The organism is Gemmatimonas sp., assembly GCF_036405635.1.
GTDB lineage: Bacteria > Gemmatimonadota > Gemmatimonadetes > Gemmatimonadales > Gemmatimonadaceae > Gemmatimonas.
On sequence record NZ_DASWXE010000016.1, the window covers coordinates 1 to 11,275 of the forward strand.

Genomic DNA, 11,275 nt, shown 5'->3' on the forward strand with positions numbered 1-11,275 from the left:
GGCGCACCCGCCTTGCGGATGCGGAATTCCTTGTGGCTGTCGCGCTGCTGGTCCTTCATGGCGTCGATGAGCTTCGACGCTTCGGCGTTGTTGCCGGCCTTCACGGCTGTGCGCATCTTGCCCACCGTTTCGATGAACACCTTCATGCCCGCCTTGTAGTCGGCCACGAACTTGGCCTGCTGGGCGGCGGGCACCTGCGCCTTCTTCTCGGGATCCAGCGCCATGGCTTCCTTGGCGTTGGTCTCGATGATGTCGAGCTGCTTCAGGGTGGCGGCGTTCTTGCTGGGATCATCGATCTGGCGACCGACGGCTTTGAAGGCGGTGTTGATGGCGGCCATCTTCTTGCCCAGCGGCGTCTTCTCGTCGTCCTGGAAACGGAAGGCGGCCTGGGTCAGGGCAAGCGCGAGCACGCAGAGGGTGCCGATCTGACGAACTCGAAGGTTCATGGCGGGTGGGAAAGTCCGAGGGAAGAAAACCGGGCGTCTGGCCCGGACACTCCGGCCAGGAGAGCCTTTCTGGCCGCGGGTGCACTGCTTGGCGGTAACTACGTGCGAACGGCGTCGTTCGCTGTCGGGTGCCGCCTCGCTGTGCGGAAATACCGTCCAGCCCACCTCGTGTTCCAGCTGGCGGAGGGTCGTACGACTGGGATCGCCTCCAGTACGGCCCACCCGTTTCATGCCAGCAAATCTCCCGCACATTGCGTACTATCCCCAGCCAGTACAGTCACATCTGTGACATCGCACGGCCTTGTCCCACCCTCCTAGGCCGGTGCCGTTTCCCGGATCCCTCCGCCGTCATGTCCGAGACCCAGAAGGCGCCAGATCGGCGCAATTTCGTCACCAAGGTCGCCTCGATTGTCGTGGGCGGCCTCATTTCCGTGGTGGCACCCGTCGCGGGCCTGCTCACCTTCCTCGATCCGCTGCGCCGCAAGTCCGATACGCGTGGCCTGGTGCGCATCACCTCTCTGGCTTCGCTCCCGGAAAACGGCGAGCCGCGCAAGTTCCCGGTGCTCGACACGCTGGTGGATGCGTGGAACAAGACGGAGAACGTGCCGGTGGGTTCCGTCTATGTGCAGAAGACGGGGCCTGACACGGTGCGTGTGCTCAACTCGGTGTGCCCGCACCTGGGGTGCTCGGTGGGTTACCGCGCGACGACGCAGGGTTATTTCTGCCCGTGTCACAAGAGCGCCTTCGCGATCGACGGCAGCATCGCCGACCCGAAGAGCCCGAGCCCGCGGGCGATGGACGAGCTGACGGCTGAAGTGCGCGACGGCGAAGTCTGGGTGCGATTCCAGAACTTCCGCAAAGGCTCCCCCGACAAGATCGCCGTCTGATGGCCGACACATCCAACTCGCCGTCCGAGCCGGGATCAAAGCTCCAACAGGCCGAGCGGTGGCTCGACAACCGGACCGGCTTCAAGGGACTGCTGCACGAGGTGCTGTTCGAGAACGTGCCGGGCGGTTCCCGCTGGCGGTACGTGTGGGGCAGCACGCTGTCGTTCTTCTTCGTGGTGCAGGTCATCACGGGCACGTTCCTGTGGATGTCGTACAGCCCGAGCACGCAGTCGGCGTGGGAAAGCGTGTACTTCATTCAGCACCAGATGTGGGGCGGCTGGTTCCTGCGCGGGTTGCACCACTTCGTGGCCCAGGCGATGACGGTGTTGCTGGTCTTGCACCTCATGCAGGTCATCATCGATGGCGCGTACAAAGCGCCACGTGAGGTGAACTACTGGTTTGGGGTGGTGCTGCTGTTGCTCATTCTGGCGTTGTCACTCACGGGCTACCTGCTGCCGTGGGACCAGAACGGGTATTGGTCGACGGCGGTGTCCACGAACCTGGTAGGCATGAGTCCCATCGTGGGCCAGGCGGCGCAAACAGTGGTCGTGGGTGGTGCCAACTACGGACACCAAACGCTCTCACGATTCCTGGCATTGCACGCGGGCGTGATTCCAGGGGTGATCATCCTGTTCATCGTGGGACATGTGTACCTGTTCCGTCGCCACGGGATCACGCCGGCCAAGCCGCTCAAGGGTCCGGACGAGGGCTTCTGGCCGGAGCAGATTCTCAAGGACGTGGTGGCCTGCCTGGCGGTGCTGCTGGTGGTGCTGTTCTTCGTGGTGCGTGAACATGGCGCGCCCCTCGGTGCGCCGGCTGACCCTGCCGAACAGTTCTCGGCGGCGCGCCCCGAGTGGTACTTCCTGTTCCTGTTCCAGATGCTCAAGTACTTCCCGGGCAAGACGGAGATCATCGGCGCGATCATTCTGCCGACGCTGTTGCTCCTGACGCTCGCGGCGATGCCGATCATCGGGAAGTGGCGCCTGGGTCATCGGTTCAACCTGGGCTTCATGGGCGTGATGCTGGGCGGCGTGGTGCTGCTCACCTGGCAGGCCATGGCGGCCGACAAGAACGACGTGGAGTTCCAGGCAGCCAAGGCCACGGCCAAGCGCGATGCGGCCCGTGCGGTGGAACTCGCCAATGGCGGTGTGCCCATCACGGGTGCGCTGTCACTGATGCGCGATGACGCCTACACGCGTGGCCCGCGCATCTTCTCGCAGAACTGCTCGTCGTGCCACCGCTTCGATGGCCATGATGGCCTGGGCAGTCCCCTGCCCAAGGACTCCATCTCCGGTTCCGACCTCAAGGGTTTCGGTTCACGGGAGTGGGTACGTGGATTCCTGCATGCCGACACGATCCTGACGTCGCGCTACTGGGGCGGCACCATCCACGCCGAAGGCGACATGGCGATGTGGCTGGCGGACCATGCGCCGGAAGATGAAGACGAGCAGGCGATGCGCGAGAACGTGGTGCTGGCGCTGTCGTATCAGGCGAAGCTGCGTTCGCAGTCGGCGCTGGATGTGCGTGACAGTGCGCGGATTGCCTCGGGCATCGCGTTCATGCGCAACACGTCGAGCGGTTGCGCGGAGTGCCACAAGTTCCAGGACGTTGGCACCGACAGCCCGGAACTCACGGACTGGGGCTCACGGGAGTGGACGATCGCCTTTGTGGCTGACCCGACACATCCGCGATTCTTTGGCCGCGACAACGACCGCATGCCGTCGTTTGGCACCGAGAAGACGCTGTCGCAGCGTGAGATCGAGATGGTGGTCGACTGGCTGCGCGGCGAGTGGCACACTCCGAAGGCGACGGCGGCGAAGCCTTGAAACAGCGGGAAGAACACAGATTGCACAGATAGGAAACAACAAACCCACAGATACAGCATTCACGATGGATGTTGCTGTATCTGTGGGTTTGTTGTTTGAATCGGCGTGATCTGTGTTCCCCCCCGCTGTTCCCGTCAGCCTGACACGGGCGCCATGGTCATCTGGCACCAGACCGGCCGGTGGTCCGACATGTAGTAGCGCAGGTAGGCGCAGAACTTGGTGCGATCCTGGTTCACAGCGCCGTTCCAGAGCGAGCTGAAAATCGCCGTGTCGTAGTCGAACACGCCCATGGCCTTCAGCTTGGGTTCCGTCTGCTCGGGGAAATACAGGATCTGGTCGTACTGATTGTCCGAGGCGATGGCGGACGGTACCTGCGACGAATGATCGGGGCGCTTGAGGCCCGCCTTGGTGGCGGCACTGTACACCAGGTTGCCGGGTTCACCGCGTGGCATGTTGAAGTCGCCCAGTGCAAGCACGTCACGTGTGGTGGCGTACTTGCTGGCGGCACGAAGGCGTGCCCAGCGCGCCACGGCAGCCGTCTCGAGCGCGCGGCGATGAATGTCCGCCGTCTGCGCGCTGCCGAAGTACAGGTGCACATTGAGCAACGTGAGACTGAAGTGCTGCGCGACAAACGTGCCCAAGTAGGGACTGCGATCGAAACCCGCGAAATCGCCGTTCGCGCCGTCCACCTTCACCGACTTGTACTGAGAGGGTGGGAACGCCACCTCGCCGATCTCCTCGGAGAGTTTGATCTTTCGCGAGTCGTACACAAAGGCCATGCGCTCGTTGTTGCCCGATGCATCGGACATCACATAGCGGTACTTCGTGCCCATGAGCTGCACGATGTAGGCGAGATCGGCGAAGTTGTCGTTGACCTCCTGCACCGCCACGATGTCGAACCAGCTCAGCATCTCCGCGATCAACGCAAAGTCTTCGTCGCGCCGCAGTTGTGTGCCGAGGTTGGCCACGTTCCAGGTGGCAATGAGCACGGTGTCGGCCGTCTTGGACGGGATACCACGCAGCTTGCGATGCGCACGGAGGGCCCGCTTCTCGGCGGCCACGTCGTACACATAGTCGATCGTCGGCTTTGGAAATGGAGGCATGCGCGGAAACTACCGCGCCGGTTCGGCCAGCGCTGCCCACTCCTCGTGTATGCGCGTGGCGATGGGACGGATGTGTTCGACACCAGGTGGAAACAGCGGCAACTGCTGGGGATCGGCGAACACAACCGCAAAGTCGTGTGGCGTGAACGCCCGATCGAGGCGGGTGGCGAAGGTGCGCCGGAGCAGCGCTACGTAGTAGGCACGGTCGTAGTCGCGCGGGTCGTCATCGAGACGCAATTCGTCGTCGATCTCGTCGATGATCTTCCCGCCGCCGGGTGTGCGATACACACGGACGCGCTCGCCAACCCGCCAGGTGGTGCGACCGCTGTGCAGCATGGCTTCGTAGGCGAACTCACGGCGACTGGCCCGGGTGTCCTGATACGACGCCGCGGATTTGCGCAGTTGCACTCGCGAGGTGACGTCGGCGGTGGGCATGTCGCCGCGGAGCAGTGCGGTGACCATGTCGACATACACCCGACGCACGCCCGGCACGTCGCCCATCAGCAGACGGGCGATCGCGTCCCGCAGGAATCGCTCGCCGAAAGGCTCCGCGCGACTCGAACGGAATGCCACACCCTTGAGGACGAGCCGATCATCGCGCGTGAGCAGCGCATAGTTCTTGGGCTCGTGCGACAACATGGCCGCATAGCGTCCCTCGAATTCGAGTCGGACCAGCGGTGGCAGCAGGGCCGCCACTTCGTCGACGACGCGGCGCTCGTCGGATTCGCTCCACGTGTCAGGCACGGCAAAGTAGATGCCGTCGGTGTCTGCCTCGAGCAGTGTGACCCCACGATCGGCCAGTGCGCGACACATCAGCCGGAGTGTTTCCCGTCCGCGGCGTGTCACCTCGTTGGCGGCATGTACATCGGCAAAGCGCGTGAGTCCTTCTCCCGCGGCCATGTATCCGTACGCCGAGTTGACCACCAATTTCATGGCCGCCGACAGCGCCTCCTGCGTGAACTGCTCATCGGAGCCTAGTGCCGCTGCGCGACCACGTGCTTTTGCGGCCAGGCGTTGCTGCACGAGCCGGTCGACGAGCAGGAGCAGCGCCCCGAGATGGTCTGTACGGGGACCAATCTGGAATTCGCGCATCAGCGACGGATACAGGCTGGCCACGTCGGCTTTGACGATGCGCTGCGCGACGCCCGATGTGAACAGGTGCAACGCGGCACCACTGTGCACCGTGCCGTCACTGCCGGCATAGGCGGGCAACGCCTGTCCTGCCCGCAGGTATGTGCGTACCAGCATGGGATCGATCACGCCGGTGGCCGGGCCGGCATCGGCGAGACGCTCGTAGCGGCGCGGGGCAATGCGTGCGAGAGCAAACGCGGCACCACCCAGTAGTCGCGAAAGCCCTTCGACTTCGGAGACATCGGCCGTGGCGTAGCGACGTACGCGCGCCGGGTCGGTGCGATACACGGTGTGAATGCGATCGCCGCGAATCAGTTCGCGTTCAGGACCGGCGAGCCCGAAATGCCGAGCGACGGCCTTGAGTCCGTGGCCCGGCAGGTCGCGCACAGAAAAGTCGTAGCGACGCACGGCGTCGAGTGTGTCGATGCACTCGCGGCCCGGCGCCACGAAGCGCACGCGACGATCGGACATCGCCGCGGGCGACGACGGCGCACCGTCACTGTCTCCTTCACCGTCTGCGGGCTGGGGCTGAGGGCGCTGTGCGGCAGAAGTGCGTGTCCCGCGCATCGCGGCACGTTCCTGCAATGGCACGCCTTCGAGTCGACCCAGCACCAGCGACACGCCGAGTATCTTCGCGCGACGGTGCAGGAACGGCAGGTCAAAACCGTGAAGATTGTGATTCTCCAACACATCGGGGTCGATGCGCTGGATGGCTGCCGCGAATCGTCGCAACAGCGACGCCTCGGCCGCATCATCTTCGCCGCGCGCCTCGAGCAACCCCACGGCGCCCTCCGGCGAGCGAACCGCAATGAGGAAGATGCGATCGGTGGCGGGATCGAGTCCGGTGGTCTCGAGGTCGAACTGCGCGCGACGAAGCTGGGCGAAGCTGAGGTCGCGGAAATAGTTGCGACCAGTCGCCACCAGATACTGCTCGTCTGGCGGGAGGATGTGGCGCTGATTGCGATCGAGTTGCTGCAGGCGTGTGATGCGCTGACCGGTACGCGTGGAAGCACCGCGGGCGATGGCTTGTTCGAGCGTTCGCCAACGATCGGCGGAGACCAGATAGCGCAACTCGCCGGGACCTTCCAGTTCGGTGTAGCGGATGCCCGCCAACCCGACGGCATGCGCGATCGTGCCACGAGGCGCGGCGGGCGCTTGGGCATACGGCACACCCGATGCCTCAAGATCGTCGAGAGTAGCCAGCAACACCCACGGCCGGAATCGCGCTTCCTCCCGCAGCAGTGCCCCACCATCGGGCCGACGCCAGACGATGGCTTTTCCGCTTTCATCCGCCCACACTGATACGATGCCGGGCGTGGGATCCCAGCCCCAGAGCCAGTCGTCCTGGTTTGCCGCTGTTTCGTGGTCGCTCACAACAAGCTCGCAGCGGGCATTCAGTACAACCGCGCAGTGGCGGTGCGTTCACGCCAGCCCGGCACCTGCGTGAGCTCACGACGATCGTCCGGCGAGAGCGCACCGATGCGTTCGCGGAGATCGTCGCGTCCAATCAGACGCGCGAAATGATCGTCGCCCGAAGGATTGGCCGCCGTGGGATAGCGGGACCACGCAAAATGCTCTGGCTGCAGTCGGGCGATGCCATCCAGCAGCGCGAGGCCCAGTCGCACGGGGCTGGTGTGCTGCGCAATCCAGGCTGCGTCATCACTGCTGCCGGTCTCATGGCGCGCGCGTGGTGGCGCGCATTGCAGACGCACGCCGTGACACACCTGTCCCATGTGCGGCCCCTCGCTGGGGGTGAAGGTGCACATGGTGAGTTCGGCCCCGGCATCGAGCGCTTCGTCGCGGCACATGGCCACCAGTGACGATGCATCCAGCCAGGGCGCGCCAATCTGCGCGAACGGCAAGTCAGTACCACGACCAACACTGAGGTTTGTCGCTTCGAAGAGGCAGGTGCCCGTGTACCAGATGGCGCACTCGAAGTGTGGCATGGCCGGGGATGTGGGTACCCATGTTGCCCCAACGGCCGGCCAGGCCCGTTTGCGCTCCCAACCTTCACACGCGACGACGTCGAGCATGGCATCGGCGACATGTTCGCGTTGCCACAACCGCGCGAGCTCACCCGGCGTGAGGCTATGCCGGAGTGGGATGTCGTCGTCCCCAATGAACGACCGGCAGGCTTCGGTGAGCAGCGGCCCTTCTGCGGCATGTGGACATCCGCCAAGCGGATTGGGTCGGTCGAGCACCACGAGGGACACTCGTGCCTCCGCGCAGGCGTGCAGCACGTGAAAGAGGGTCCACGCGTAGGTGTAACACCGTGCCCCGACATCGGGGATGTCGAACAGCACGACATCGAGATCGGCGAGATGCCGGGGCTCCGGTCGCATGCGCTCGCCGTACAGCGAGATCACGGGAAGGCCGGTGAGGTGATCCACGCGATCGTGCACCGCTGCGCCATCGGCTTCGGTGGCCACGAGACCGTGCTCGGGCCCAAAGAGGCGATGAAGCGGCAGGCCGGCCCGTACCAGCGCCTCGCGGGTGCGTTGCGCACTATCCGTCGCCAGTCGTGCCGCGTCATTGGTGACGAGCCCCACCCGACGCCAAGCCTCGTGCCGTGCGCCGGACTGACGGATCTTTTCGAGGAGCACATCGACACCAAAGCGGACGGGCATGGCAGCGAAAGCGGGCGGCAACGGTGGGGTGTAGAACGACGTGAGCGCGGGCAGCCGGAGTTCGCTGCCCGCGCTCACAATCTACCACCGGCGATTCACGCCCAGCGATTCACGCGTTGTGAATCGCGACTCGTCTGGCGCCCGTCACGCACTCATTGCAAGCGCACGATAGCCACACGGGCATCGGCGGGAATGACACCTCCACCCACCGCGTTGCGGATGTTGAGGAGCTGTGCGGCGGTGTGTGGGCCGTTGAGCTCGTAGTAGGCGTGTGCGCCACCGCGAATGCCGAGTCGGGTCGTGGAGAAGGTGCCGAACGGCAACGCCACGGGCTGCATGGGGAATGCGTTCGGATAGGTAGCACGCCACACCGGATCGGCGTTCAGACCAGCGTAAATGCTGCGCAGGTTCCAGGTCGGGAAGTCGATATCACGATTGCCGCCGGGCATGTCGGGATAGTCGTCGGCATAGAGCGCGAGGCCCCAGCCGCCGATCAGCCGTTCGAACGGCACGCCACTCACGGCCGCCAGATTGGCGGTGCCTTCGAGCGTGGTGTTGGTGAGCGCCTGAAAGAACGACGCTTCACTGCTCGCGTAGCGATCGATCGTGTAGCGCACCAGCGACCATACGGTCTGATAGAACACCGAGCCTGATTGACCGGAACCATCACCAAAGGGAGACCAGTTCCACGGATCGAGCAGCTTGGGCCGGATTTCGTTGAACTGGCGTCGCATGCCGTAGGCGGGACGGCGCAGTGTATCGGCGGTGATGCAGGAGGCGTTGGACGGGTTGAAGTCGCAGAACACGCCGTTGCTGGACGCCGTGCCCCATCCGGTATTCGCCTTCCACGCCACGCGATGCAGGGAGTCACGGGCCCACAACTCTTCCGAATGACGTGCGGTGCCTTCCTCCAGCCAGCTTTGATCGAAGTTGGGCGATTCGTTCTGCACGCGGGCGGCCACGGAGGCGATGTGTTTCACCTCATGGATGACCGTGCGAGCGATGAAGTAGAACCAACCGTCCTGCGAGTCGGTGCTGTTCAGGTTCGACGTGGCCGTGATAGGCACGCTGGAATAGAAGTATTCACCGAAGTTGCTGCCCTGCCGTCCCGGACCACGCGGGAACTGGTCGCAGAAGGCCACGTAGGCGGCGGCACCGGTGCCATTCACGCGCCGCGTGAAGATCATGTGCAGCTTGCCATCGTTGTCGGTGAGCGGGTCACGCAGCAGCGGATCGCCGAAGTACTTCTTGATGGAGCTGTACTGGTCACGATCAAAGATCACGCCGAGGCGGCGATAGTAGTTCGCCATCGAGAGCGACCCGGCCGACTGGAAGGCGTTGGTGGTGTCTTCCCATACCACGGCCTTGTCACCCACGTACACCGCCCGCACCCGCATGGTCTGCGTGGAATCGTTGCAGGTGTTGTAGTTGAAAAAGATGGTGCGCTTCTCGCCGACCACCGGCGGGTCCACCAGACGTGCACGGGTCGTACGCATCGCACTGCGATGGGCACCGCTGGCCATGAGGCGGCGATAGGACGCGCGTTCGCGATCCATGTGGCGTAGGTGTTCGCGATCATGCTCCGATTCGGCGCTGGCCGTCATGTTGAGCGGACCGGCGAGTCGCGCGGCCGGTGCGGCGATGCGCAGTGCGGTGGTGCCACTCGTGGCCGGGTTGCCGCTCACGTCGACATCCACAGACCCGGCGGTTGTTCCGGCGGCACTGAACACGGTGAGCAGGTAGCGCGCGGCCCCGCCTGTGGGCGCGAGTTCATTGCACGCACTTTCCGACGCGGTACCGAAGATGACCGACTGTCCCGCCGCGAGCGTATGACGCGCCGTGGTGATGGCGATGGGCACGGGAGTTGACGTCCCGCCGGTCACCGCCACGGTGAGTGTCGTGGCTCCGCTGAGTGCGCAGGGCATGCGCACCGTGAGCTGTTCGGCCGTGGCGGTGAGCACCGTGGCCGCAGCGCCGCCGATCGTCACGCGATTGTTGGCCGTGGACGGATTGAGACCCAGGCCGACAACGGTGAGCGTGGTACCGGGCGCAGCAGACGCCGGCGAGACCGACGCCACAAACGGTCCTGACACGGGCGCGATGAGCACCGGCACGGCGACGGTACGTCCATCAGCGGTGCCGGTGATGGTCGTGGAGCCTTGGGCCACGCCAGTGACAAGACCGGTGGCGGAGACTGTGGCGATCGCCGGCGCGGCGCTGGTCCAGGTGAGGGTGCGTTCGGTCAGCGCAGTGCCGAGGCTGTCGCGGGGTGAGGCGACGAGCTGCTGCGTCTGCCCCGGGCGCACCAATACGCTGGTGGGCGCCACGGTGAGCGACGCGACGGGGATCGGCGTGGCGGTGAGCACGGTGGTACCGCTGCGTCCCTCGCTCGCCGCGGTGATGGTGGCCGTGCGGGTATCGCCCCCGGTGTACAGCACCATGGTCACCAGCCCGGTGGTCGAGACACGAGCGACGGTGGTATCGCTGGAGGTCCACGTGATGGTGCGGCCGGTGAGCGCGCCGCCCAGGCTGTCGACTGCTGCGGCGGTGAGTTGCACGGTTTGCCGTGGCTGACGGCTTGCGGTGCCGGGGGTGACCGTCACCCGCGCAACCGGCCACGCAGCGACGGTGAGCGTGTGGGTGGCCGAACGCCCATCGATGGCGGCCGCGATGGTGGCGGTACGATCACCCAGGCCGGCAAACGCCTTGGCGGTGATGAGGCCCGTCGCACTCACGGTGGCCACAGCGGTGTCGCTGCTGGTCCAGGTGGCCGCACGGTCGGGAATGACCGTACCGGTGGCATCACTGGCGATGACCGTGAGCTGGTTCGTCTGCCCGGGGCGCACGGTGCTGGCCGTCTGGCTCACGCGGAGCGAAGCCACGGCGACCGGGGAGACAGTGATGGTGGCAGAGCCGGAGATGCCGCCGGTGCTGGCCGTAATCGTCGCCGTGCCCGGTGCGGCGGTGGTGATGCGCGCACCCGTCACCACGCCCGAACCGTCGACGGTGGCAACGGCCGGATTGGACGAGGTCCAGGTGTAGGTGCGGCCACCGAGTGTGCTGCCCTTGGACCCGATCGTGGTGGCGGTAAGCGCCTGCGTGGCGCCGCTGGCCAGGGTCGCGGTGGCCGGGCTGACGGTGACCCGCTCGGGTGATTCCGGGGCGGTGGAATCACCACCGCCGCCGCAGGCGCCCGCACCGAGCACGACCAGCGACAGGAGGGTGTTCCGGAGCGTAGCTCGCGGATGGAGGAGG

At 65.2% G+C, this 11,275-nt stretch carries 7 protein-coding genes; 2 read left to right on the plus strand and 5 right to left on the minus strand.

The window, feature by feature from the left end; translation table 11 throughout:
- Positions 1-446 (minus strand): cytochrome b562 (locus tag VGE27_RS00740; RefSeq protein WP_331047711.1); only part of this gene is annotated, 446 nt, incomplete at its 3' end.
- 350 nt (positions 447-796) lie between these two features.
- On the opposite strand from VGE27_RS00740, the gene VGE27_RS00745 reads away from it, so the two are divergent.
- Entirely contained in the window at positions 797-1,333 is a 537-nt protein-coding gene (locus VGE27_RS00745; RefSeq protein WP_331047712.1) for a ubiquinol-cytochrome c reductase iron-sulfur subunit, read from the plus strand.
- Positions 1,333-3,159, plus strand: coding sequence for a cytochrome b N-terminal domain-containing protein (locus VGE27_RS00750; RefSeq protein WP_331047713.1), 1,827 nt, complete (start codon positions 1,333-1,335; stop codon positions 3,157-3,159). The genes VGE27_RS00745 and VGE27_RS00750 overlap by 1 nt, the downstream gene beginning before the upstream one ends.
- Positions 3,160-3,293: 134 nt before the next feature.
- Here the strand turns inward: VGE27_RS00750 and VGE27_RS00755 are convergent, their stop codons facing one another.
- The 4 genes from VGE27_RS00755 to VGE27_RS00770 form a co-directional block, all read right to left on the minus strand.
- Positions 3,294-4,262, minus strand: coding sequence for an endonuclease/exonuclease/phosphatase family protein (locus VGE27_RS00755; RefSeq protein ID WP_331047714.1), 969 nt, complete (start codon positions 4,260-4,262; stop codon positions 3,294-3,296).
- A gap of 9 nt (positions 4,263-4,271) precedes the next feature.
- On the minus strand, positions 4,272-6,767 hold the full coding sequence (locus tag VGE27_RS00760; protein ID WP_331047715.1) for a DNA polymerase domain-containing protein: 2,496 nt from the start codon (positions 6,765-6,767) through the stop codon (positions 4,272-4,274).
- A 20-nt stretch (positions 6,768-6,787) separates the two neighbouring features.
- Positions 6,788-8,020, minus strand: a complete 1,233-nt coding sequence (locus VGE27_RS00765; protein WP_331047716.1) for a DUF1343 domain-containing protein — start codon at positions 8,018-8,020, stop codon at positions 6,788-6,790.
- A gap of 152 nt (positions 8,021-8,172) precedes the next feature.
- A partial coding sequence (locus VGE27_RS00770; RefSeq protein WP_331047717.1) for an Ig-like domain-containing protein occupies positions 8,173-11,275 on the minus strand: 3,103 nt, incomplete at its 5' end.

Coding starts and splice junctions, on each gene's coding strand:
- VGE27_RS00765 (WP_331047716.1), bottom strand. CDS start 8,020: ATGCCCGTCCGCTTTGGTGTCGATGTGCTCCTCGAAAAGATCCGTCAG.
- VGE27_RS00755 (WP_331047714.1), bottom strand. CDS start 4,262: ATGCCTCCATTTCCAAAGCCGACGATCGACTATGTGTACGACGTGGCC.
- VGE27_RS00750 (WP_331047713.1), top strand. CDS start 1,333: ATGGCCGACACATCCAACTCGCCGTCCGAGCCGGGATCAAAGCTCCAA.
- VGE27_RS00745 (WP_331047712.1), top strand. CDS start 797: ATGTCCGAGACCCAGAAGGCGCCAGATCGGCGCAATTTCGTCACCAAG.